The following is a 25,032-nucleotide window of genomic DNA, read 5'->3' as shown; positions in this document are numbered from 1 at the left end:
TGAAACAAACATTACTTCAGGGAATTGTTCCCTTATCCAAACTGTCTCAAGGCAGCTTGGATAAATGAACAATTCTTGTTCTAATCAAACCATAGCCTTGTCAAACATGTGTCTAACAAGGCTATAGAAATGGTTTTAATTTTCTTCAGGAGTTTCTGGAACTTTTACGTCACCTGAAATGATTTTTTCTTTTGCTTCATCCACTGCTTTTTTCGCTTCGTCAGAAAGTTGTCCTTCTGTTAGACCAACACCGGCTTCTTTCAATCCATAAACAGTGTGTTCACCACCAGGGAATTTACCGTCAGCTGATTTTTGTGCCAAATCTTCTACTACTGTTCCTACTGCTTTCAGTGTAGATGTCAATGTGAAGTTTTTCTTTTCGCCGTTCAATGTGTATTCGCCTTCGTCTGATTGGTCGCGGTCAACACCGATAACCCAAACTTTTTTGTCGCCTGATTCGTTCAATGATTTTGCTTCTTGGAATACACCATTACCTGTACCACCTGAAGCATGGAAGATGATATCTGCATTTTGTGCATACATGCCTTGAGCAATTGAACGTCCTTTATCTGGAGCAGAGAAGTCACCAGCATATTGGTTCAATACTTTGATTTCTTTTCCTAGTTCTTTCGCACCTGCATCAACACCGGCTTTGAATCCAGCATCAAAACGATCGATTACTTCACCTTTTACGCCGCCGATAAAGCCGACTACGTTCGTTTCAGTCGTGTAAGCTGCTGCAATCCCTGCAAGATAAGAAGCTTCGTTGTCTTTGAATGTAGCAGATACAACGTTATCTAATCCGTCAATCACATCATCGATGATAACAAAGTTCGTACCTGTATTGTTTGTTGCTTGTTCTTGGATCGCTGGTTTTAGTTTATAACCAATACCAAAAATCGTTTTGAATCCAGCATTCAATGCTTGGTCGATATTTGGGATATAATCTGATTCGTTTGAAGATTGGAAGTATTGGAAGCCATCATTGCCTCGTGAAAGACCTTGATCTTTCCCCCATTTTTGTAATCCTTCCCAAGCTGACTGGTTGAATGAACGGTCGTCTACACCACCTGTATCTGTGATCAATGCTGCAGTTGTTGTGTCTGATGAGCTTTTGCCACCGGATGAATCAGTAGAGCCGTTGTTGCCGCATGCACCTAAAAATAACCCTGCTGCTAGTGCGACAGCACCTAAACCAAATAATTTTGCTTTTTTCATTTCTGTAAAGCCTCCTAAAATAATTGTTTTATTTTTCAACAGTCAGCTGACTGAATGAACATGAGTTATAGATCTTTTTCAGTAAATGCATAAGGCAGTAGTTCTCGAACGGTCGTTGCCTTCGTCACACCATTGTCTCCCACTAGCGTAACCGGCATATCAGGAGCACAGAACTCTGCCATTACTTGCCGACATGCACCACATGGAGAAATAGGATCCGGGGTGTGCCCTGCTACGACTAAATGGGTAAACGATCTTTCTCCTTCTGATACGGCTTTGAAGAAAGCTGTGCGCTCGGCACAATTCGTTAATCCAAATGATGCATTCTCGATGTTGATACCTTGATAAATCTTGCCTGATTCTGTTACGAGACAAGCACCTACCGGAAAATGGGAATAAGGAACGTATGCTTTATCTAACGCTTCAATAGCTATGTTGATCCATTCTTGTTTGAGTTCTGCCATGAGTTTCTCCTTTGAAAATTAATAGCCTTCGCCAGTTGAACCAGATACGATTGCTACTCCTGCGCTTGTTCCGATTCTTGTAGCACCCGCTTCGATCATTGCCATTGCTTCTTCTTCGTTATGGATACCGCCAGAAGCTTTAACGCCCATTTCAGGTCCTACCGTTTCACGCATCAAGCGGACATCCTCTACCTTTGCACCACCCGTTGAGAAACCAGTTGATGTTTTGACAAAATCAGCGCCTGCAGCTTTTGCTAATTCGCATGCTCGGATGATTTCTTCTCTATCTAATAAAGATGTTTCGATGATCACTTTGACAAGTGCACGATCTTTTGCTGCTTCAACAACTGCTTCGATATCTTTTTGAACTTTTTGATCATCTTTTGATTTCAACGCACCGATATTGATGACCATATCGACTTCATCAGCACCGTTATTGATGGCATCTGTCGTTTCAAATGCTTTTGTCTCGGATGTGTTTGCTCCTAAAGGAAACCCGATCACTGTACATACGGCTACTGGTTCGCCTTGTAATTGTTCTTTTGCTAGCGCAACCCATGCTGGATTGATGCAGACAGAGTAAAAATGATATTTTTTCGCTTCTTCGATAATTTGCATCACAGCTTCTTTAGATGCGTCTGCTTTCAAAATAGTATGGTCGATCATTCGGTTTAGTTCCATTTCTTTTCCCCTTTTCTTTCAAACGGTAAATCCGCTTTTTTCCTTTTATTCTGTGATAATGTCATGAATCAATGTTGGCTTCATTGCTGATTCGCCAATTTCAATATTTTTATATAATAATTCAATAACCGAAGAGATTTCTTCATCATTACTATAGATTGTCAATAATGACTCGCCCTTTGTCACAGTGTCCCCGATTTTTTTATGCAGTTTCAATCCAACGGCGTGATCAATATCGTCTTCTTTGGTTTTACGCCCAGCACCTAGCATCATTGCAGCAATTCCTAATTCGTTTGCCACGATTTTTGACACGACTCCGCTTTGTTTAGCAGGAAGTTCCATTGTGTAACGTGCAGTCAAAATTCGTTCTGGTTTTTCCACGATGGTTGGGTCTCCCACTTGATTTTGAATCATTTCTTTGAATTTTGCTAACGCTTTACCTGATTCCAGAGCTTCTTGAAGCAACGTTCTTGCTTCATCGATTGTTTTAGCTTTGCCAGCAAGGACAACCATTTGGCTTCCTAAGGCGTAGCACATTTCTACTAGATCTTCTGGACCATTTCCTTGTAATGTTTCGATTGCCTCGACAACTTCTAGACTATTTCCGATTGCTTCGCCAAGAGGTTCTGACATATCCGAGATTACCGCCACTGTTTCTCGGTTCGCTAGTTTGCCAATGCTTGTCATGGTCTTTGCCAGACGTCTTGCATCTTCGATATTCTTCATGAAAGCACCGTCTCCAGTGGTCACATCCAAAACGATTGCATCTGCTCCTGCCGCGATCTTTTTACTCATGATCGAACTGGCAATCAGCGGAAGAGAATCAACGGTCGCTGTGACGTCACGCAAAGCGTACAATTTTTTGTCCGCCGGTGCCAAGTTTCCTGATTGACCGATTACTGCTACTTTGCTTTCATTGACAATGCGCACGAATGCTTCATCCGAAAGCTCGATCTGAAATCCGGGAATTGCTTCTAGCTTATCTAATGTGCCACCTGTGTAACCTAGACCGCGTCCAGACATTTTAGCCACTGTCACTCCGACACTAGCTACTAGGGGGGCTAAAATCAATGTGGTCGTGTCACCAACGCCACCTGTCGAATGCTTATCTACCTTTATTCCTTCAAGAGAACTCAAATCGATGACATCACCAGAATTAGCAATCGCCAATGTTAAGTTCGTGATTTCTTCATTTGTCATGTCTTGATAAAAAATTGCCATCAATAATGCACTGACTTGATAATCTGGAATCTTTCCATTCGTATAGTTCGTGACGATGTACTCGATTTCCTCTTTCGACAGCTCGTTTCCATCCCTCTTTTTTTCAATCAGATCCACCATTCGCATTGCCTGATCCTCCTTGTCTTCATTCGGTATTATACATTATTTTTAGAAAAGGTAAACCACTTTAGTAAACTGGTTTACTAAAAATAAAAAAAGCACTAACTCGCCTTTGTAAATGCTTACATAAGCAATATACCGCCGAGTTAGCCCTTTGTCAATACTTTTACGCTCTCACGAATAATTAATTTTGTTTCGAACACTTTGTTCGGAACTTTTCTTTGAGGAAATTCGATCGTATCGATCAGGAAACGCGCAGCATAAAATCCAATATCAAAACTTGGTTGCTGCACTGTCGTCAATTGCGGAATCATGTATTCTGACAGCTTTAATCCATCGAATCCTATGACTGAGATATCTTCTGGGATTTTTTTGCCCAATTCATCTATCGCCTGATAACAGCCAATCGCCATGGCATCATTCCCGCAAAAAATAGCCGTGATATCTTTATGTTTGAGTAATTTTTTTGATGCAGTATATCCACCTTGGACAGTCAACTCTCCATGTTCAACAAATTTCCCATTAAAAGGCAGGCCATGATCTTTCAGCGCATGACGATATCCGTTGAAACGTTCTTCTAATTGATAGTATCCAGTGGTTTCCTTCAGCATGCCGATCTTCGTATGGCCACTTTCAATAAATAGTGAAACAGCTTGATAGGCTCCCTCATATTCCTTTACGATAAGCCGTCCGTTATCCCGACGATTCAATCCGCGATCGATTAAAATAATCGGCATTTTTTGATAAAATCCGCTGTCTAATGCGTATTTCTCAGGTAAAATATTTGGTGTTGCCAGCAAGATCCCGTCCACTGAGCGGTGGGAAAGCTCTTGTAAATACTTGATCTCATTTTCTTGGCTATGACGAGAATTGCATAACATGATCACATAGCCCAAAGGATTCAAATAGCTCTCTACACCTTCGATCAGTTTGGAGAAGAAGAAATCGGTGACATCAGGAACGATCATTCCGATGGTCTTTGAATGTCGATTGATCACATTTGAAGCGAAATAATCGGGTTTATAATGATGTTCATTCACGATCGACAACACTTTTTTTCTTGTCTTATCACTAAATCGGCTTCCTTTGTTATTCAAAATCTGTGAGACAGTTGTTACTGATACCCCTGCCATTTCTGCAATATCTCTGATGGTCAGCTTCACCCTAGTGGCTCCCTTCTATCTAAATTCCCTATCAGTGTACCAAAACCCCCAAGAAAAGAATAGAGAAAAAAAGAAAGTATGTTTTTTGATAAAAATCTCCTTTATCTACCAACTTGGCAGCCTTCTATACAAGTTCTGTATCTTGTTTATTTTATCGTAAAAAACAACGACTCTGTTCCTACTATTTATTTTTGAAGAAAAAATAGTTCTTTGTTTTTTAAAAATTTCTCAGCAAAAAAAGAACTGATACGTACCCTTACATGCACGCCCAGTTCCACTTTTTCGTCGCTCTATTATTTTTCAGCTAGTTATTCTTTCACACTTTTGATGATATAATATCCTTTATCTTTTGTAACGATTTCTGCATTGCCAAATGTTTCTTCCATCTTCTTTTGCGCACTCGGCGCTCCTTGTTTCTTCTGGATCACAATTGTCAGTGTACCGCCCTGCTTCAATCGAGGATATGCGCCTGTCAAGATTTCATGTACGACTTTTTTTCCAGCACGGATTGGCGGATTGCTGACGATAGCTGCATAGGTTTCTTCATGAAGTACTTCATAGATATTTGATTGGTGGATGTCCACTTGTTCGATTTGGTTACGCTTTGCGTTTCCTTGCGCTAGACTCACTGCTCGCTCATTAATGTCGACCATTTCAACAAACCGTTGTGTCGCAAATGCCAAAGCTAGCCCAATCGGTCCATACCCGCATCCCACATCTAAGATCTTTCCTTCGTCAGGTAACTCTTCCCAATCAAAAGCATCAATCAGGACACGTGAACCATAATCCACTGTTTCACGTGAAAATACACCAGAATCAGTTACAAATTGAAAGGTTCTGCCTTTTAACTCAAAAGCCCATTGTTCAAAATCGTGCGCCGTATCTGGGCGTTCAGAATAGTAATGATTTGTCATGTCTTCCATCCTTCTCATTTCTTTCATGTCAACAGTCTATCCTTTTATGTATCCGTGCGCAAGTCAAGAATAAAACTCCTTTTCTTTCTATTATAAAGATTGTACAAAAAGATTGGCAATCTCTCTTAAGTGGTGGGGTTTGTGTTTATTTTGTGTTAAAATAGTTCCATTGATGGGAGAACGCAGGAGGCTAATATGAATGATCCAATGAACTACTACCGTGTGGCAAGAGAAGAATGGCGAGAATTTTATCGTAATGGGCAAGCACCTTTGACACAAGATGAACTAGATAATATCAAAAGTTTGAATGACCGCATTTCCATGCAGGATGTTCGAGATATCTACGTACCTCTTGCTCATCTGATATATCTATATATGAAAGAATTCGAATCTTTGTTCTTGAGTAAAGGTTTATTTCTTCATAAATACGTAGAAGTACCGCCTTTTATTATCGGGATCGCCGGAAGCGTAGCCGTTGGAAAAAGTACCACAGCCAGACTGCTGCAGACGATTTTGTCTCGTACCTTCAAACGAAGAAATGTTCAGCTGATCACGACTGATGGATTTCTTTATCCAAATCGTATATTAAAAGAGCGTGGAATTATGGATCGCAAAGGATTTCCTGAAAGTTATGATATGGAGATGCTGATCGACTTCTTGAATCGTGTAAAATCTGGTCAGGAAGAGATAAAAGTACCTGTTTACTCACATGATGTGTATGATATCATTCCAGATAAGTACGAGCTGATCCAGCAACCTGATATCTTGATCGTTGAGGGGATCAATACGCTTCAATTACCTGCGAATCAGCAAATCTACGTCAGCGACTTTTTTGATTTTTCTGTCTATGTCGATGCCGATCCCGTGCTGATCGAAAAATGGTATTTGGATCGTTTTGGCGCGTTACTGGATACGGCTTTCCAAAATCCAGAGAATTATTATTATCGTTTTGCTATCGGAGATCGTGAAGAAGCCTTTAAAATGGCAAAAGATGTATGGAAAAATGTGAATTTGAAAAATTTACAGGAATATATCTTGCCTACACGAGGAAGAGCCGATATAATTCTCCATAAAACTGAAAATCATATCATCGATTCGATTTTCATGCGAAAATATTAGCATTTTAAAATAGTTTGACTATTTTGAGATAAAATTTAAAGGGATAGGGGTAATAAATTTGACAAACGTTGCCGATATGACGAACGTTGAAAAGATTATCGTATTAGACTACGGTAGTCAGTATAACCAATTGATCACAAGACGTATTCGTGATCTTGGAGTCTTTTCCGAATTATTGAGCCACCGCATTACTGCAGAAGAAGTAAAAGCGATGAATCCAAAGGGAATTATTCTTTCTGGCGGACCAAACAGTGTATATGATGAGAATGCATTTGGGATCGATCCTGAGATCTTCAATTTAGGTATTCCTGTATTAGGGATTTGCTATGGTATGCAATTGATCACATACAAACTTGGCGGTTCCGTAGAGCCTGCTAAAAACCGCGAATATGGGAAAGCCTTGTTAGAAGTAACAAGCGATCAAGCTGTCTTGTTTAAAGAAACACCAAAACAACAAACAGTATGGATGAGCCATGGCGACTTGGTAACCAAAGTTCCTGAAGGCTTTGAAACAGTCGGAACAAGCAAAGATTGTCCGATTGCTTCTATCCAAGACACCACACGTAATTTTTACGGTATCCAATTCCATGCAGAAGTACGTCATTCCGAATACGGAATCGAATTGCTGCGCCACTTTGCCTTTGATGTTTGTCACTGTGAAGGTAACTGGACAATGGATAACTTTATCGATATGCAAGTAGAAAAAATCCGTGAACAAGTTGGTGACAAAAAAGTCTTGCTTGGGCTTTCAGGCGGCGTTGATTCTAGTGTCGTTGGGGTTCTTTTACAAAAAGCGATTGGTGACCAATTGACATCTATCTTCGTTGACCATGGTCTGCTACGCAAAGGCGAAGCGGAACAAGTAATGGAAAGTCTAGGCGGAAAATTCGGCTTGAACATCATCAAAGTCGATGCAAGAGATCGCTTCTTAGACAAGTTGAAAGGTGTATCTGACCCAGAACAAAAACGTAAAATCATTGGGAATGAATTCGTATATGTTTTTGATGACGAAGCAACAAAACTTGCTGGTGAAGAAGGCGTCTCTTTCTTAGCACAAGGAACGTTGTATACTGACGTTATCGAATCTGGTACAGAAACAGCACAAACGATCAAATCTCACCATAATGTAGGTGGACTGCCAGAAGATATGCAATTTGAATTGATCGAACCATTAAACACACTATTCAAAGACGAAGTCCGTGAATTAGGTACTCAATTAGGCATGCCTGATTCAATCGTTTGGCGTCAGCCATTCCCTGGCCCTGGTCTTGGTATTCGTGTTCTTGGCGAAATCACTGAAGACAAGCTAGAAATCGTACGCGAATCTGATGCTATCTTGCGTGAAGAAATCGCAGCTGCTGGACTTGACCGTGATATCTGGCAATATTTCACTGTTCTTCCAGGAATCCGCTCTGTCGGTGTTATGGGTGACGGACGTACTTACGACTACACAGTCGGTATCCGTGCGGTGACTTCAATCGACGGAATGACAGCTGACTTTGCCCGTATCCCATGGGAAGTCTTGCAAAGAATCTCTGTACGTATCGTAAACGAAGTAGCCCATGTCAACCGTATCGTGTATGACATCACTTCTAAACCACCAGCAACAGTGGAGTGGGAATGATCAAAAATAGCCAACAAATTTTGATATGTCAATGTTTGTTGGCTGTTTGTTTTTTCATTATCACACTTTTATCACAGTTACAAAGTTTTTAAAAGATTTCATCAATTACTTTATACGTAATTTTAATTGATTTACTTTTGACAAAACATGAAAATTCCTTCAATAGTACTTCATAAGCGTTTTTTATATGTCCGCTCCTTTAGTCTTCTTTGTTCCTTACCAAATATTTCTTGCTAATTATTTAACAGTTCTGGACATGATTCAATATGTGTTCTCAAATAATAAAAAATGAAACTTTTATAGTTAATACTAAATAACAATAATAATTTTAAATAAGGTAAACCATAATAAAAATATATTCGATAACTCTAGTATTACCTTAATCAATACAAACATTTTCCGATAGAAAAAATATTCTGAGCTAATTGCTTGACATTTTATTTTCAACTATTGACAACCATCGTTGTAAGCGCTATCTTTAATTGAGATAGCTTTATACTAAAAGGAGATATAAATGAAAAAAATAATTATTAGTACTTTGTTAATTTCCGGAACAGCCATTGGAATAGTAGTACCTATTGCTAATGCTACACAGGACTCTTTATACTCTGGTGGGCAAGAAAATGTAGATGCATATACTACTGTAATTGAAACAAAAGATAATAAAAACGATAGTTCATCAAGATATGCTTCAAGTGCCGTTGGTGGTGGCTGGTGGCGTAGAGGCCAGAATGGCAACCGTAATATTTCTGAATACCAACACTATACAAAAGAGGGCCATGCCTCATGCGAGAACGGAAACGGAACGTTTAATAGTGGTGGTTGGAAAGCGCCATATCAATGGAGTAACGCAAGTGTTGGCTGGACTCTTTTTGGTGGAAATAAAGCATATTATAACTTTCGTTAATTAAAACACAAAAAATCACAGTATGAAGCTATCTGTTTAAGTAATTATTAAAGGAGATATTATGAAAAAATATGTTTACATAGGAATAATTGCCCAATTAATATTAACTGTTTTTATTTTCCTTTCAGTTATTGACCAATTAGAGTTAAATAAATTACTTTATAAAGATAAAGAAAAGATTACTATTCTAGTCGAATCTAATTCAATGTTAAGAGAACCTCAGCAACAAGCTGATTTTATTATTGAAACAGCAAACAACAATCAAATTGAAATCTTTAAATATATATTTTCTAGTGACTCCGATTTAAAAATATATACAAATCAAACAATGAAGAATGAATTTACTACTCTAGGGAATCCAAATGAAAGCAGTACAGATACTTTAAAATCTAGAAAAGATTTCGTTTGGACAAATTCAAAAATTGACCTAGAGCTAAAAAAGTTCGCCGACATTCCTGAAACAGGGATTTCAGGCGTCTATTATATTCAGGGAAACACTCAAAAACAGATCCACGCGTTTCTCAGAGATATCAATAAACTAGGAACTATACAAACCGATAACAATGATAGTTACAACCTAAATGTCCGCAAAGAGTTTTTCGACAAATATTTATTGATTTTAGTATGGTTTCTATTATTGGTAGTTAATTTAGCAATATTGATCCAACTTCTTATTAAACAAACTAAAAAAATCACTCTATTTAAACTATTTGGCTGGAGTATCCAAGATACTTTAAGTTCTTTTACAATTCCTATCATACGTGTACTTTTATTGAGTTTATCTACCGTCAGCCTTATTATTGTCCCATACTTTTTTATCCGTTATAAAGGAATGCCGTTTATAATTTCCTTTTTCTCTTTGTCATTATTGACCACTCTTTTACTCATTACGCTGTATTCTATCTGTATTTATCTATCTATTAAACTCATTTATCGCTCGAATCATCCCAATAATTTAAAAGGCAACAATTACAGCAGCTTTGGGATAGCCTTTAATCTATTCTGTAAATTAGCAGTTGCAACAACCATTATTATTTTAGGTACTTCATTATTAAAAGATCAACAGGTATTGGTTCAGCACCAAAATCAAAATGTCTATTGGGAGAAAACAAAGAATATCTATGCCACACAATTAAGATTTATCACGAATGATCCAGATGAATATCGTCCTTACGAGAAAAATTTGAAAAATTTTTTTAACGAGGCAACAAATAAAAAAGGATTATTCCTAATAAACTCATCCAATTATGAAAAACTATCAAATGGAAAACCGCTCTATGAAATGAATACTCATAGTGATATTGAACAATTGACTTCTCCTGCTGGAAAATCGATCATTATCAATAAAAACTATTTCGCGCACAACCCGATCATAGATACTCAAGGAAAATCTCCTATAGATAAAATAATCTATTCACCTAACCATTTGAATCTATTAGTGCCTGACTTCTTGAATAAATTTGAAAAAGAAATTGAATCGCAATATCTGGAATATTTTTCTTTTTTGAGGCGAGCTACGAGCGCGTCTTCAGAACCGATAAATGCAAAAATAAACATCATATATGTGAAAAGTCATCAAAAATATTTTACGTATAATCCTCACATTGATAAAAAAGACTTTACTATAGTTGATCCAATCTCTATAGTAGATACAGGAAATCTAGATGCTAGTTTTTATGCAGCCTGGTTGACGACATCTTCTTTTGTTCAAACAGAAAAAAAGGATGGATTTAATTATTTATTACCGACCATTATCAAAACAAATACTTTACCAAGCATCCAGAATACTATTTCAATTTACAATTTCCGAGCTGAAGAATTGAATACAAAGAAAACATTGATTTACACTATAAGAATTCTATTGATTTGTTTAACTGTAATCCAAATTTTTAATGTTTTTTCATCCTACCAATTAATCGTAGAAAAATATAGATATAGCTTGCATATTAAGAGACTTTTTGGATACTCTTTTATAAAACTCTTTACTCCAATAGTCATGCCAATTATCTTATTAGATATCATTCTTGTATCAGTATTATTCATCCTTTATAGAAACCAATATATTATTTTTATAATTACTTGCTGGAGCATTTTAGAATTACTTATCACTTTATTAACCATGTATTACTTAAGCACTTCTATTAACAAGCCAAGCATAGAAAAAAAAGGAGTTTAGAGATGATAGAGATAAAAAACGTTGGTATTTCATATGGAAAAAATAAAATTTTTGAACAATTCTCCTTAACGATTAAAGATGGTGACTTTTTATGTATTTATGGAAAAAGCGGGAGTGGCAAAACAACTTTATTAAACTTGTTAGGCTTGCTGGAAAAACCTGATAGTGGAAAAATCATATTTGAAGGTATAGAAAATCCTAGTGCTAAAGAAGTTCATTTACTACAAAAAGATAAGATTGGCTATATCTTTCAAAATTTCGGTTTAATAAACGATGAAAGTGTCGAAAGTAATCTACTTATAGCATTAAAAAACCAAAAAATGAATAAAAAAGTGAAAAAAGAAATGATGTTACACAGTTTATTCGAAGTAGGTCTATCCAATGTTTTAGAGAAAAAGATTTATGAATTAAGCGGCGGAGAACAGCAGCGTATTGCGTTAGCTAGATTAATTTTAAAACAACCTTCTTATATTTTTGCAGATGAACCTACAGGTAATCTTGATGAAAAAAATGCTGAATTAGTCTTTCGCATCATAAAAAAATTTAATGTCGAACATCATGCTACCGTTGTTTTTGTGACTCATGACAAAAAGTTTATAAACTTTACTAAAAATACGTTAGATTTAACTGTCCTAGATAAGCAAGAAAAAATTTTAACACATTAATACGTAGAAATAAGTAAATAAAATGATAATACTCTATAAAATCCATCGTATTCTAAACATATTATAATATGTTGCAAACCTTTAGATTAGCGAAATAATTCTATACGCTATCTTTTTATTTTCGAGTGGGAATAAACAAAAATAATTGAAAATAGAACTGTGACAAAAATCGTGTCGCAGTTCCTTTTTTCGAATAACCGGTGTTCCAGAAGTAGCTTCTTCGGAAATAAGCCGAAATTACACAAAAATGTGAGAAGTAAATTTCGTCAATTCCTTCTTATTTCTTGAAGCTGACCACTTCTGTCACAACCTCATTTTTTTATTAAGTTTCCTTCTTCTTACCTTTTTCCACTATTTCGTTTCACATCTTTGATGATTTTCAACGCACGTTTTCGTGTTTTGATATTTGGGCTTTTCAAACGGCGATACGCACTTGAGATATCTGTTTTTTCCATATAGACGACCCACTTTCTTCTTTGATTGTAGTCATGTTAAAGAATGCAAATCGAAATAATTACGATTTGTATTCTGAATGGTATCAAATGTCAAAAAGAAAGTCAACCTGCTAAAACGAGGCTATGGCAAAAGTCGTGTCACAATCACTTTTTCCGAATGAATAGTGTTCCAAAAGGTGCTTCTTCGGAAATAAGTTTTATTATTACATATGATCTACCAATTATTCTTCCCACATTCACATCTTACCGTTTCCGATTGTCTTAAACAATTCAGCTACTTCTTTTTGCGAACAGTCGTAAAAACGAAAAATTTTTTGTAACATCTCGTAACTGGGACGCGATAGACCTGTTTCCCATTTGGAAAGTGTTTGTCTTGTGATACCTAATTGTCGTGCAACGAAATCTTGTGTATAACTTCGGTCTTTTCTTTTTTTTGTCAGCCATCGAGCAAATACCATCCAAGCATCCTCCTCGTTGTTAAACCGCATCCATTTCCCTCAATATCAACTATATTAGAAACATTTGTAATTGAAAAGAGTCTATAACGATTGGGATCTTAAAAAAGAAATGGTGTATCCTAGTTCTTTGTTTCTCTTTCTCTTGTAAACAGTTCTGAAATCTCTTTAGCTGAGCATCCATACAAACAAATCAATTTATAGAGCATCTCATAACTTGGATATGACCGGCCATTTTCCCAATTGGACAAACCTTGTCTTGTAATATGTAACTGAAGTGACACCCATTTTTGAGTATACCCTTTTTTCCTTCTCTTCTCACGCAACCACTGATGGATCTCCATCCCTCGCTCCTTTCATTTAAGTATTCTCTCCCATATTAACTATAACGGAAAATTTAGGAATTGAATATATGGCGCAATGATTTGTGTCTTACATTTGATTGCTAGTTAGAATACACTGTAATTGTTGAAATATAAAAAAATAAAAGGAGTGTTAGAGAATGAAAAAATCGGTAATAGGTGGAATAATATGGGAATGTTTTTTAGAATATGACCGTTAACAAGGAGATGTCATGAAATATAAATACCTATTTCTTAGCTTGGGGTTCCTTTTATTGTTAGGGATATCGGGATGTACTGGTGTAGGAAAAGAAACTGACAGGTGATTATGATTATTATCTCTATTTTTCGAATACAATGGACAAGTTTGTAACATCTGGCAGATTCGTTGGTATCGGAAAGAAGGATCAAGTGATTTTAAAAACAGAAGGACTGGAACTAGGCACTTTCGTACAACATGATCAAAAAGTCTTTTTATCTGATCGAACGCATGACTTCGTTTATACACCTCATTCAGGAAAAATCGAAAAGGAAAAGCGCCAAACAAAAGAACATACAGGAATAGACAGCGTCATATTGGACGGGAAGCTGGTTACTTTGTTCAATCATGGCTATCCAGATACCAATGACATCCTTTATCAAAACAATCTTTATTTTAATAATGACTATACGATTATCAACGGGCATATTTTTTCGACTGGAAACGATGAGCAGTCTCTCTATATTTTACGTGACGAAGAAATAGGAAAATTATTTGTTGATAGACTCTATCTTTCTGAAGATACGCTTATCAGTGAGAACCTTGGTTCGTTCCCCAATATAGAAGGGAGTGAATATCTGATAGGTTATCGGCTAAATGTTCATGAAAACCACTTATACGGAGTGGCTTTTGATTTTGCTAATAATCGGCGAGCTGGATTATTTAGCTATTCGCTGAAAGATTCATCGTATACATTTAAAGAAACAGACCGAGAAATAATACTGGAAGATATAGGATTCAGTTTTTCAAAAGGAAGTTTTATTTATAAAGATCAGCTTGTTTACTTTTCAAGTAACGGCACGATCTACTTTATTGATCTTGAGACTGCAGAAACTACTAAAAAACTCCCGACAAACATGGATCTTAGTGGGGTATTTATTGTCTCCGTGATTGATGATGAACACGTAGCGATTGCTACCCATGATCATGATAATAATCTAATCATTTGGGAACTCGACCTAATTAGCTTGTCTCTTACGGAAAAGCGACGTGTAGAACCTTCACTATGGAGAAAGCAAGAATATCTGTACGACTTTCAAGTAAAACGTTGATTATCTCAAAAAAGTTTATCCATCCGCCAACATAAATAAAAATTTTTTGCGAAAAAGATTGGTGGGCGTTGGAATGGAAACAAATGATTTGCGTATGGTAGAAGAGAATTTTCAATTTGATATACGGGCATCTGGAATTTTATGGAATGAGGAAACAGATGATATTCTTTTGAGCAGGGAAAACGATAAACAGGTCATCCAAGTGTTGCTTGGCGGAGCGGTCAAACGTTTGGAGACAAGTCGACAAGCCGTTGTTCGCGAAATGCTGGAGGAAACTGGTTATGAAACAGAAATCGTCCGTTTGCTTGCCCTTATTGAAACTACCTTTTTTCAATTGAAGGAAACACAGATAAAGCCTATCAGCAAATCAATTTCGTCTATCTTTTGAAACGTGTAGCTCACTCGGATAGACATAAAATCGTTGCATCAGAAGAAAAAGTGCGACCAGTTTGGAAACACAGAAAAGAGGTAAAAAACATGAAACCAACTATGTTAAACGAAAACATTGCGGAATTCCCCTCTTCTGTCCGCTTTGAGGTATCATTCGATTAGATGAGGTTGTGAAAAAGCCGCTCAGTTTTGAGTATTAAGAAAAAGGTTGTGAAAATGACTTTTTCACAACCTTTTTTAGCACATATACTTCTATTTGTCCTTCTATTCTAATTTCTTTCGAACGACATTTAAATAATGTTGCAGTCCGACATTCATTACCCACGCAACACCTAAACCGATGAAACTTCCTATGATGATTCCTAAAAAACGATATTCGATCAAAGACATCAGATAGGCCCCGCGAATAAGTGTAGATAGCATCAACGCCATGGGATTAAGAAAAATATTAGCAACCGCGTAATTTCTAGCAACTAGAAATTGTGCGATTCCATAAAGAAACGTAATCAGAAAAATCGTCTGCAGTTGCGTGAACGGCACAAATGACAAGACTGCTGACACACATAACCCACCCATCGATCCAATCAGATATTGGACTTGTCGATGCTTCATCGCATCCAAATTTTCCGCCAGCAAAATCGATGCACATGACAAGGTCAACCAATAAGGATTATGCAGATTCAAGCCATGACTGACATAAACGGACAGAAACAAGGCGGCACTGTAGAAAACAGAATCAATGATCACCAAAGGCTCTTCATAAAACCTTTCTTTTAGAGTCGCTTTTTCAATTGTCTGCTCAGGCCGTGAATCCAGTAATTTTGTAATCACTGCCGCAATCAGGGCAAAAACGACACCCATAAAAAAATAAAGCGAGACGATCGGTAATTGAGCGATTGGCAGCTGCATGCTCGTTCCCATGGCAGAAAGCATCGCAAAAAACAAGCCACCTGGTTTAGAGATATGGAATAATCGCAACACAAATCTGCTGGAAAAAGCAACCAAAGCTACAGCAAATGGTTCAAGCCATAAAACATAAGTTGACAAAATCCCTAGAACGAAAGCAAACAAAAGACCACAACCAATCAAAAACATACGTTTCAACAAAGATTTCATCGGTATGTTTTGATAATAGAAAAAAGTAAAGATCCCTAAGGATGAAAAACTTGAAATCAAAAAGTCATGATTTATGTAACCTAACCACAATACGATAAAGATAAGTAGCATCAGGTTCATGATACGAAAAGGATTATCTTGTATTTTATTGAAACGAAAATAAGTCTTGAACAATCTATCCCTCCTTCCTAGTGATTTGAAAAGAAGCTGAATCAAAATGAAATGCCAATCCCGTTTGTCAGCATTACCTAGTATAACAATTGTTTCTTGATTTTTCATAAAATTAGTATCAAGAAGAAAAAGGCTTGGAAAAGTCAGAACAAAGAACAAACATTCCGAGTCGTTTTAACAAAAAAAGATAGCAAGTTTTCTAAGCAACTCGCTACCTTATCTTTTTTTATTAAAAACCGAATGAATCGTATCTAAGAGCGTACATTCTTCTCTTTTATGCACTGGATTTTTCTCCTGTCCTTTGTCTCATATCAAGAAGCTGGTGCATAGTCTCTAAATCATTCATCGCGCCGGTAAATAAGGGCCAAGCATCCACCCCATCTTGTTTTTTTCTAGGAATAATATGGAAATGAAGATGAGAGACATGTTCTTCTACTGTCTCATCTTCTGCTTTGATCAAATTGACGCCATCAAAACCGCAATTTTCGACACAATGAAGAGAAACCGCTCGAATGACGTTCATCAATTCGATAAATAGTTCTTGCTCGCAATCAATTAAATTGACCCGATGTTTTTTGACTAGAGCGATTATATGACCATCGACATCTCTTGCGTTATCTAAAAATACAAGAATATTTTCACTCTCAACTATTTTTCTTCGGTGCAATCTTCCATTCACTATTTTACAAAATAAACAATCCTCCAATTCATCCACCCCTTTGTGGACTAAGAAGGGGTAAGACTCCTCTGTCTTCCCCTTGCTTTTACCAAAATATCGATTAACTATTATGTTTGATCACCTGATTTTCGGTGCTCAGTCAAACTGCAGATCTCACAATTTTCGATACGCTTCTAATTCCTTTTGATTCCCGTATACAAAATGTCCGGGGCGTACTTCCTCGAAAACCGGACCGTGTTTTGTATAATCGTGTATGCTAGGATCATACACATGTAATTTTCTTTTCCTTGCTAAAATAGGATCTGGTATAGGCACAGCTGAAAGCAATGCCTTTGTATATGGATGAATCGGATGGTTGAATAACTCTTCCGTTTCAGCTAGTTCTAAAATATGTCCTTGTCTGATCACAGCGATTCTATCTGAAATAAAACGTACGACTGATAGATCATGAGCGACAAAAAGATATGTCACTTCTCGTTTTTTTTGTGCATCTTTCAGTAAGTTCAACACTTGCGCACGGATCGAAACATCTAAAGCAGAGATTGGTTCGTCTGCTACGACTAATTCAGGTTCCATCACTAATGCACGAGCGATTCCGATCCGTTGTCTTTGACCGCCGGAAAATTCGTGAGGATAGCGGTACATATGCTCTGGAAGTAGTCCGACTTCTTTGATGATTTTTGCCACCTTTTCCAAACGTTCTTCTTCCGAGTGGAACAGGTTAAAATTATAGAGGCCTTCTGAGATAATATATTCTACTGTTGCCCGTTCGTTCAACGATGCGGATGGGTCTTGGAATATCATTTGGATCTTACGGATTTTTTCTGCTTGTTCTTTTTTCGACAAGGGACCATTGATCTTTTTCCCTTCAAAGAGAATATCCCCTTTGCTTGTCGGATTTAACCCAATGATTGCTCTGCCAATCGTCGTTTTGCCTGAACCAGATTCTCCTACGAGAGAGAACGTTTCTCCTTTATAAATATCAAAGTTGGCGTCTTGGACAGCTACGAACTTTCTTTTTCCTTCTCCAAAAGTGATTTCTAAATCTTTTACAGTTAACAAAGTTTTTTTATCAGCTGACAACTTGCTTCCCCCCGTCTTGTTCTTCACTATCCAATTCTGCAGCCAAAGCAATCATTTTTTCATGAAGATTTTCGATTTGTTTTGGTTTAAGTACTTTCGGTGCACGAGGATCCAACAGCCAAGTCTTCGCAAAATGGGTTTCGGATACTTGGAACATAGGCGGTTCACTAGTAAAATCGACCTTCATCGCATAGGCGCTGCGAGGCGCAAAAGCATCTCCTTGGATATCTTTATATAAAGAAGGTGGTGTTCCTGGTACAGAGTAAAGCACATCTCCTTTTTGTGCTAATTGTGGTAAAGAAGAAAGCAAGCTCCATGTATAGGGATGTTTTGGATCATAAAAAATTTCTTCAACTGTTCCGCTTTCGATGATCTGTCCAGCATACATAACAGCTACTTTGTCTGCTATAGCCGCGACAACGCCCAAATCATGGGTGATAAAAATCGTTGTGAATTGATATTCTTCCTGAAGCTCTTTGATTAGTTCCAAGATTTGTGCCTGGATCGTTACATCCAAAGCGGTTGTCGGTTCATCACAAATCAAGATTTTAGGTCGGCAAGCCAATGCAATAGCAATGACGATCCGTTGTCTCATCCCACCAGAGTATTGGAAAGGATATTCATCATATCTTTTTGCCGCATTAGGAATTCCTGTTTTTTCCATCAATTCGACAGCTAAGCGTTTCGCTTCTTTCGCTGATTTCTTCTGGTGTTTGATGATGACTTCTGAGATTTGTGAGCCAATTGTTTTGATAGGATTCAGTGAAGTCATAGGATCTTGGAAGATCGTCGCGATTTCTTTTCCCCGAATATCTTCCCATTCTTCATCCTTTTTCAATTCGCTTAATATCTTGTCTTTATAACGGATCGTTCCTGAAGTGATATTGCCGTTTTGTTCCAGCATCCCGGTGAATGTTTTTGTCAGAACTGATTTTCCTGATCCTGATTCACCAACGATGGCTAATGTTTCTTTTTCTTTTAGCTCTAATGAGACATTTCTGATCGCTTTTAATTCACGGTGACGAACATGGAAGCTGACCGAGATGTTTTCTACTGATAAAATTGTTTGATTCTCCATTGTTTGCCTCCTAAATATGTGTTCTTGGATCTGCCGCATCTGCAAGAGTTTGTCCTACGATGTATAAAGAAACAGAAACTAACGCCAGTACAGTCACAGGAATCCAGAAAAGATAAGGGTAATTGCTCATGTTATTCGTATATTTTGCGATCAATCGTCCGAGGGAAGGAACATCACTGCTTAACCCAACGCCTAAGAATGAAAGAAATGTTTCATATGAAATAAACGAAGGTAGCGCTCTAGATATATCTGTCACGATGATAGAAATCAGATAAGGCAGGATATTACGAAAAATCATCCGCAAGGTCGGTGTTCCTAGTGTTTTTGAGGCTAGATTATACTCGCGGTCGCGGATGATCATGACTTGTACCCGAATAAAGTAAGCTACGCTCAGCCAGCTCGTCACACACATCGCAAAAATCAAATTCCAAAATCCGGAACCAAACGTATAAGAGAGAACGATAACGATCAGTAAAGTTGGCACATTCGAGATGATGTTGTAAATTTCCAACATGAAACGGTCAATTGCTTTAGATGTTCCCCAAATCGCCCCTACTACTACACCAATAACTGTAGTGATCAATGTAGCAATGACACTGATGGAAATTGATGTTTTTGCCCCTGCCCAAACTGCATCGAATAAGGACATGCCGTTAGCATCTGTACCAAACCAAAATTTTGCACTTGGTGGATTATAGCGTTTCGTAAAGTCATTGATATCTTTTACATCCATAAATTTATATCCGCTGAATAATGGCTGGATAAAGCTCATCAATAAGACAGCCAGCATCAGTATCAGCATAAAAATCGCAACTTTATTTGAAAAGAATTTACGCATGACCGAACGCCAATACGAATACTTCGGCGTATCAATCTTTTCTGAAGCTAACGAATTCGTTTCTACAAAAATGAATTCATTCATTTGTTCTGTTTTCACATTTTCCAAGCTATTTTCCTCCTGACGATAGTTTGATTCGCGGATCGACTAATGCCATTGCAATATCCCCGGCTAAGATTGAAAATACGGATACTGTGGTAAAGACAAAAACGATTGCGATAACTAATGGATTGTTATGGGTAATGATCGCATCAGGTAGCATTTTCCCCATACCTGGTGCAGCAAACACTGTTTCTGTGATCGTCGCCCCAGCAATCGCTCCGATGATACTTCCTGGAATCCCATTGACGATTGGGATAGCTGCATTTTTGAAAATGTGTTTTCTAGCAATTTCTTTCGCATTCAAACCTTTTGCTTTCGCAAATTTAACATAATCGGAAGACTGTTGGTCGATCATGTAACGTCTCAGCCAAATAACGATTCCAGAAACAGACAATAGTCCTAGAATCACTGTCGGTAATATATAGGAGCGAATATCTTGTGCGCCCAATGCTGGGAAGGAATCTGGCAAAGAAAACCAGCTGCTTCCAATAAATCGGAAGAAATAGATAAAGGCTAGACTTGGCACGGAAATCAGCACCGTTACGATAGCGATCCCTGCTTTATCTGGTATCTTTCCTTTGTAACGAGCCATCAACATCGCAGCAGGTATGCCGATCGCATAAGCAATAACAACAGCGATGGCTCCCATACGAAATGATGTGCCGATCATCGATGGGTCTTGGTAATTCGTATCTGTGATGACATAATTATCAGAAAAATATTTTTTGTCTCGTGAAGAGATGTTTTTTGTTTTCTGATATTGACGGAGATAGATGTTAGCAGAAGAGCGCGCTGTAAAATCATCATTAAATGTTGTCTCTGTACTTTCTGTTTTCCCTTGTCCTCCTGAAAGGATGCTTGTTACCGCTTGTCCAGCAAATGTCGGATATGAAGTGCCTAGATTCAAATGAACGATATTTTGATGGATATAAGGAAATTGTCCATTGAAATAGATCTGGTATTTATATTGTGTTCCTGAACCGACAAGTGCCCAACCGACCAACTCATCGTTTTCGATACGCAGAGAATGTTTTAAGTTAGGATTGCTGGCATCTTTTACTTTCCAAGGGTGATCGATTTGGATCATATTCGCATAGAAATTCACTACGCGTTTTACTAATGGGATATCTTTTGTCGCATAATATTCTTTGCTGATTGGAAATTGTTTGAGCGTCCAACCATTTTTCTTCGCCCAATCTTGGTATTTTTCTTCTAACTGCTCAGAAGAGGCTTTTTCTGATGAACTACTTCCTACTTCTTTTTTCAGTTCTTTCGTCGTGTGGTATTCGATATAACCCATCTTGCTGAAAGCTGTGTTTTCATAATCTGCCAGTTCATCTGGTTTTGCCTTTAATTTTCCGTAATTCACATCATTTTGAAATATCGTTTTTCTCGGAACAAGTGAATAGATCACCGCATAGGTTAAGGTAGTTACAAGAAAAATACTAAGTATAGAGCGCAGGACTCTAAATAAAAGGTATCTTTTCACAATTTTCCCTCTCTTTCATCATATAAGTAAAAAAGGCTACAATAGAAATTGAAAGCCTTTTTTACTATTCATTCAGCTAAATTACTTAGAACTTGTTGTTTCTGCTTCTTTCGCAGTTTCTTCTTTTTTCGTTTCCCAAGCTTTCTTCGCTTTGTCGTATTGATCTGTTGTGACGATATCGCTTTGTACTTCTACATATTTCAGTTTGTTTGCAGCAATTCCTGCCCAACCATATGGTCCACTAAATGGCACTACATTTGTGACACGCGGCGTCCCACCATCCGCATAAATTGGTACTTGCAAAGCATTATCTAACAACCAAGCTTCTGCATCTGCATAAGCAGTGTAACGAGCATCTAAATCATCAGTGATAGCAGCGGCTTTATCCAATAATGCGTCGTATTCAGGTAAGTTGATTGCTTTTTTCGCAGCAGTTGATGGATCCGTTCCTTGTACTACGGCAGAAGCTTCCAGTCCAAGTGTATGGATCATATCCCCTTTGCGTGAATCATAGATATTCAAGTAAGAAGATGGATCAGTGTAGTCTGGACCCCAACCAGAGGCATTTGTAATGTCAAAGTCGCCAGCTTGTCCGGTCGTTGCTTGATAAGTAGCAGCTAAATATTTATCTTCATTCAATAGTTGAACATCAACCACTACGTTATCTGATCCTAAAGAAGTTTCCACTGATTTTTTCAAAGATTTGACCATGTTGACACTAATCTCAGAAGTTTCCTCAACTGGCATATCTAAATGAATAGGGAATTGCACACCTTTTGCTTCTAGTTCTGTTTTTGCTTTTTCCATATATTCTTTGGCTTTGTCTGCGTTATAATACCCATCTTGTCCATCAGATAAATTTACATCGCCAAAAGCATCGGAATCCAGTGCTTTTAATTTACTTGCCACTGTATCACCGTAAGGTTTTCCGCCAATTTCTACAAAATCGGTAGGAACAAGTGTATTACGTAATGCTTTATTGGCTCCTTCTTCTCCTACACTTTGTGCGTTATAGCTTTTCTTATCAAATCCGAATAGAATAGCTAAACGGAAATTGCGATCTAAAATAGCTTTCTGTGTATCTTCTTTTTCTTTATCTGTTGTTTTTGAAGTTGCATCAAATGTACCTCGGTTAAAGTTAAATGTTAAATTGTATGTGGATCCACCTGTTTGAGACCAAGTCACACCATCTGGATAAGCTTTTGTTACGTCTTTATATCCTGGTGAGTTTGGATAAACACGAGCAAGAGATAATTCTCCATTTTCGTAAGATTTAAATAACCCATCGGGATCACTTCCATCATTGTAGGTCCATTTTACTGTGTCTAAATGGACATTTTTAGGATCCCAATAAGATTCATTCTTCGTATATTCGATAACTGATTTAGCTGTATTGTTTGCAAGGATGAAGGGTCCATTATAAAGGATGGAGTCTGGTGTTGGTTTACCGAAATCTTTCCCTTTTGATTTTAGGAACTCTTCATTGATTGGATATAAGATACCGTAAGTCGTTTTTGAGTTCCAGAATGGTTCAGGTTTATTCAATGTGTATTGCAACGTATAGTCATCTACTGCTTTTACCCCAACAGTAGAAAAATCATTCGTTTTACCATCTATATAATCAGATAAGCCTTTGATACTATCTGCCACGATATATAACGTTTGTGATTGTACATCTACCGCGTGTTTCAACCCAGTAACAAAGTCATTTGCTGTCACATCAGCCCCATACTCATTTCCTTCACTATCCACCCAAGGAACACCTTTGCGAAGATGATACGTATAAGTCAACCCGTCATCACTAACTTCCCATGACTTAGCCATATCGCCTTTCAGGTTCCCGTATTGGTCATTTTCCAAAAGACCTTCCACAAAGTTAGTATAGTGGTCACTATTCGTTTTACGGGATGAGAATGTGTAATCTAGCGTTTCAAGATCTGTTACATATACAGAACTATATTCTGATACAAGGTCACTTTTCTTTGAAGAGCTAGACCCTTTTGCATTACTCCCGCATGCTCCCAGCATAACGGCACTTACTAGAAGCAAAGCTAAAACTTTTTTCATATAATGTATATCCCCCTCTTATTTATACTGCTTTCACCCTTTTCAACCCCTATTAACCAGATAATTGCGCAACATGTTTAATTAATAAATCACCTGAAATAATTAAAAGATAATGAAAGTTATTGAAATAATACAATTGGTATTAGGCAATGTCAAGGTGATTCAGCAAAATAATTCGAATTATCTGAAATTTATATATATAACTATATATGCAATTATCTAACTTTTTCTTTTTATCATCAAGAAAATAAAAAAGTAAATATCATTAACGAAATGAGCGTAAAACGAATGAATCCGAAGAAAAAAGTGTTGAAAGACTTATCTTTCCATAATTTTTTCATGTATAGCATATTCCATTTTTATACAAAAAATAATATATATATGCATTTAGTTTATATAATTATTAAAAATAATCTTTGAGAGGAAAATGTGGATGAATAAAAATTACTTAAGTTATACATTTGAATATTTTCTCATTTTAAACTCATTTAAAAGAAACCGGATTCCCAACAAAAAAAGCTTCTAATTTTCGTACGATAACTACATTGGCCCTTAAACTTCATACTTTTTTATGATTTTTCAGCGGTTTTCGATGGTATACTTTTTAAATGGAGGAGATGTCTATGCGGTATGTATCAAAATTTTTATTAGGGATTTATTTATTCTTTCTATTATGGTTGATTTTATTCAAGCTGTCATTTAATCTTCCACAATTTCTCACTTATTCTTATAGCAATGTCAATCTCGTCCCTTTTTCTACTTTTTCTTTTGAAAATACGACGGTTTTGCGCGAGACCACTTATAACTTGATTGTCTTTTTTCCTTTTGGGGTGCTTTTGGATGTCAATTTCAAAGGGCTTTCCTTTTCTAAAAAATTAGGGATCATTTTCCTTGTAAGCTTCTTCGCAGAGTTTATTCAATTCCTATTCGTTATTGGCGTAGCGGATATCACTGATGTAATTACTAATACAACAGGAGGTCTGATTGGATTATGGTTCTATCAGCTTTTAAACAAACACATATCGACAAATAAGTTGGATCGCCTAGCCGTTATTTTGGGGTACATTTTATTGTTATTTCTAATCGTAGCTTTTTTATTTTTGACACGTACTATCCGTCTTCGATAAAATCGTTCATAAAAGAGGACCGTCACAGATACATTCCAGTGTGTACCTATGACAGTCC

At 37.2% G+C, this 25,032-nt stretch carries 24 protein-coding genes; 8 read left to right on the top strand and 16 right to left on the bottom strand.

Annotated features, from left to right (window positions below):
• Positions 1 to 135 precede the first annotated feature (135 nt).
• The 6 genes from FTX43_RS04820 to FTX43_RS04795 all read right to left on the bottom strand — a co-directional run bounded on the left by FTX43_RS04820 (position 136) and on the right by FTX43_RS04795 (position 5,781).
• Positions 136 to 1,218, bottom strand: coding sequence for a BMP family protein (locus FTX43_RS04820; RefSeq protein ID WP_080491749.1), 1,083 nt, complete (start codon positions 1,216 to 1,218; stop codon positions 136 to 138).
• A 65-nt stretch (positions 1,219 to 1,283) separates the two neighbouring features.
• The gene (locus FTX43_RS04815) at positions 1,284 to 1,682 is read right to left on the bottom strand and encodes a cytidine deaminase (protein WP_002309848.1); all 399 of its coding nucleotides are present in this window, start codon (positions 1,680 to 1,682) and stop codon (positions 1,284 to 1,286) included.
• A gap of 18 nt (positions 1,683 to 1,700) precedes the next feature.
• Positions 1,701 to 2,363: a deoxyribose-phosphate aldolase gene (gene deoC, locus FTX43_RS04810; protein ID WP_002291107.1), complete on the bottom strand. Its 663-nt coding sequence runs from the start codon at positions 2,361 to 2,363 to the stop codon at positions 1,701 to 1,703.
• 45 nt (positions 2,364 to 2,408) lie between these two features.
• Positions 2,409 to 3,710, bottom strand: coding sequence for a pyrimidine-nucleoside phosphorylase (locus tag FTX43_RS04805; RefSeq protein ID WP_073490528.1), 1,302 nt, complete (start codon positions 3,708 to 3,710; stop codon positions 2,409 to 2,411).
• A gap of 140 nt (positions 3,711 to 3,850) precedes the next feature.
• Positions 3,851 to 4,867 (bottom strand): LacI family DNA-binding transcriptional regulator, encoded by a 1,017-nt coding sequence (locus tag FTX43_RS04800; protein ID WP_002291103.1) that lies wholly within the window; start codon positions 4,865 to 4,867, stop codon positions 3,851 to 3,853.
• Positions 4,868 to 5,175: 308 nt separating this feature from the next.
• Positions 5,176 to 5,781, bottom strand: coding sequence for a class I SAM-dependent methyltransferase (locus FTX43_RS04795; RefSeq protein WP_002309852.1), 606 nt, complete (start codon positions 5,779 to 5,781; stop codon positions 5,176 to 5,178).
• Between the two features lie 195 nt (positions 5,782 to 5,976).
• On the opposite strand from FTX43_RS04795, the gene coaA reads away from it, so the two are divergent.
• The 5 genes from coaA to FTX43_RS04770 all read left to right on the top strand — a co-directional run bounded on the left by coaA (position 5,977) and on the right by FTX43_RS04770 (position 12,272).
• On the top strand, positions 5,977 to 6,900 hold the full coding sequence (coaA, locus tag FTX43_RS04790) for a type I pantothenate kinase (protein ID WP_002288627.1): 924 nt from the start codon (positions 5,977 to 5,979) through the stop codon (positions 6,898 to 6,900).
• A 58-nt stretch (positions 6,901 to 6,958) separates the two neighbouring features.
• The gene (gene guaA, locus FTX43_RS04785) at positions 6,959 to 8,524 is read left to right on the top strand and encodes a glutamine-hydrolyzing GMP synthase (RefSeq protein ID WP_123830519.1); all 1,566 of its coding nucleotides are present in this window, start codon (positions 6,959 to 6,961) and stop codon (positions 8,522 to 8,524) included.
• Between the two features lie 514 nt (positions 8,525 to 9,038).
• Positions 9,039 to 9,431, top strand: a complete 393-nt coding sequence (locus FTX43_RS04780; protein ID WP_002309853.1) for a bacteriocin — start codon at positions 9,039 to 9,041, stop codon at positions 9,429 to 9,431.
• A 61-nt stretch (positions 9,432 to 9,492) separates the two neighbouring features.
• On the top strand, positions 9,493 to 11,607 hold the full coding sequence (locus FTX43_RS04775; RefSeq protein ID WP_123861113.1) for an ABC transporter permease: 2,115 nt from the start codon (positions 9,493 to 9,495) through the stop codon (positions 11,605 to 11,607).
• A gap of 2 nt (positions 11,608 to 11,609) precedes the next feature.
• Complete coding sequence (locus tag FTX43_RS04770) at positions 11,610 to 12,272, top strand: ATP-binding cassette domain-containing protein (RefSeq protein WP_147606810.1); 663 nt, start codon at positions 11,610 to 11,612, stop codon at positions 12,270 to 12,272.
• Positions 12,273 to 12,610: 338 nt separating this feature from the next.
• On the opposite strand, the gene FTX43_RS04765 is transcribed toward FTX43_RS04770, so the two are convergent.
• The 3 genes from FTX43_RS04765 to FTX43_RS04755 form a co-directional block, all read right to left on the bottom strand.
• Positions 12,611 to 12,727 carry a putative metal homeostasis protein gene (locus FTX43_RS04765; RefSeq protein ID WP_002288644.1) on the bottom strand — a complete coding sequence of 39 codons (117 nt, stop codon included), beginning with the start codon at positions 12,725 to 12,727 and terminating at the stop codon, positions 12,611 to 12,613.
• A gap of 236 nt (positions 12,728 to 12,963) precedes the next feature.
• Positions 12,964 to 13,185 (bottom strand): helix-turn-helix domain-containing protein, encoded by a 222-nt coding sequence (locus FTX43_RS04760; RefSeq protein WP_002335117.1) that lies wholly within the window; start codon positions 13,183 to 13,185, stop codon positions 12,964 to 12,966.
• A 119-nt stretch (positions 13,186 to 13,304) separates the two neighbouring features.
• Positions 13,305 to 13,526 (bottom strand): helix-turn-helix domain-containing protein, encoded by a 222-nt coding sequence (locus FTX43_RS04755; protein ID WP_147606808.1) that lies wholly within the window; start codon positions 13,524 to 13,526, stop codon positions 13,305 to 13,307.
• 408 nt (positions 13,527 to 13,934) lie between these two features.
• Between FTX43_RS04755 and FTX43_RS04750 the strand changes: the two genes are divergently transcribed.
• Both FTX43_RS04750 and FTX43_RS04745 read left to right on the top strand, forming a co-directional pair.
• Positions 13,935 to 14,834, top strand: coding sequence for a hypothetical protein (locus FTX43_RS04750; protein ID WP_002320656.1), 900 nt, complete (start codon positions 13,935 to 13,937; stop codon positions 14,832 to 14,834).
• A gap of 73 nt (positions 14,835 to 14,907) precedes the next feature.
• On the top strand, positions 14,908 to 15,222 hold the full coding sequence (locus tag FTX43_RS04745; RefSeq protein ID WP_261801552.1) for an NUDIX domain-containing protein: 315 nt from the start codon (positions 14,908 to 14,910) through the stop codon (positions 15,220 to 15,222).
• A 266-nt stretch (positions 15,223 to 15,488) separates the two neighbouring features.
• On the opposite strand, the gene FTX43_RS04740 is transcribed toward FTX43_RS04745, so the two are convergent.
• The 7 genes from FTX43_RS04740 to FTX43_RS04710 all read right to left on the bottom strand — a co-directional run bounded on the left by FTX43_RS04740 (position 15,489) and on the right by FTX43_RS04710 (position 23,847).
• On the bottom strand, positions 15,489 to 16,514 hold the full coding sequence (locus FTX43_RS04740) for an FUSC family protein (protein ID WP_147606806.1): 1,026 nt from the start codon (positions 16,512 to 16,514) through the stop codon (positions 15,489 to 15,491).
• Positions 16,515 to 16,785: 271 nt separating this feature from the next.
• Positions 16,786 to 17,217, bottom strand: coding sequence for an HIT domain-containing protein (locus tag FTX43_RS04735; RefSeq protein ID WP_104869344.1), 432 nt, complete (start codon positions 17,215 to 17,217; stop codon positions 16,786 to 16,788).
• Positions 17,218 to 17,343: 126 nt separating this feature from the next.
• Entirely contained in the window at positions 17,344 to 18,273 is a 930-nt protein-coding gene (locus tag FTX43_RS04730; RefSeq protein ID WP_147606804.1) for an ATP-binding cassette domain-containing protein, read from the bottom strand.
• Positions 18,263 to 19,351: an ABC transporter ATP-binding protein gene (locus FTX43_RS04725; protein WP_002292656.1), complete on the bottom strand. Its 1,089-nt coding sequence runs from the start codon at positions 19,349 to 19,351 to the stop codon at positions 18,263 to 18,265. Before FTX43_RS04725 ends, FTX43_RS04730 begins: the two co-directional genes overlap by 11 nt.
• A gap of 10 nt (positions 19,352 to 19,361) precedes the next feature.
• The gene (gene oppC / locus FTX43_RS04720; RefSeq protein ID WP_050396368.1) at positions 19,362 to 20,273 is read right to left on the bottom strand and encodes an oligopeptide ABC transporter permease OppC; all 912 of its coding nucleotides are present in this window, start codon (positions 20,271 to 20,273) and stop codon (positions 19,362 to 19,364) included.
• A 25-nt stretch (positions 20,274 to 20,298) separates the two neighbouring features.
• Positions 20,299 to 21,780 carry an ABC transporter permease gene (locus tag FTX43_RS04715; protein WP_002313930.1) on the bottom strand — a complete coding sequence of 494 codons (1,482 nt, stop codon included), beginning with the start codon at positions 21,778 to 21,780 and terminating at the stop codon, positions 20,299 to 20,301.
• An 81-nt stretch (positions 21,781 to 21,861) separates the two neighbouring features.
• Positions 21,862 to 23,847 carry a peptide ABC transporter substrate-binding protein gene (locus tag FTX43_RS04710; RefSeq protein WP_002309867.1) on the bottom strand — a complete coding sequence of 662 codons (1,986 nt, stop codon included), beginning with the start codon at positions 23,845 to 23,847 and terminating at the stop codon, positions 21,862 to 21,864.
• A 623-nt stretch (positions 23,848 to 24,470) separates the two neighbouring features.
• On the opposite strand from FTX43_RS04710, the gene FTX43_RS04705 reads away from it, so the two are divergent.
• Positions 24,471 to 24,974, top strand: a complete 504-nt coding sequence (locus tag FTX43_RS04705; RefSeq protein ID WP_002309868.1) for a VanZ family protein — start codon at positions 24,471 to 24,473, stop codon at positions 24,972 to 24,974.
• Positions 24,975 to 25,032: the final 58 nt, after the last annotated feature.

Source organism: Enterococcus sp. DA9, from assembly GCF_008000875.1.
Classification (GTDB): Bacteria; Bacillota; Bacilli; order Lactobacillales; family Enterococcaceae; genus Enterococcus_B; species Enterococcus_B lactis.
Note: the sequence above shows the minus strand (reverse complement) of the source record. Positions and strands in the feature narration are given on the sequence as shown.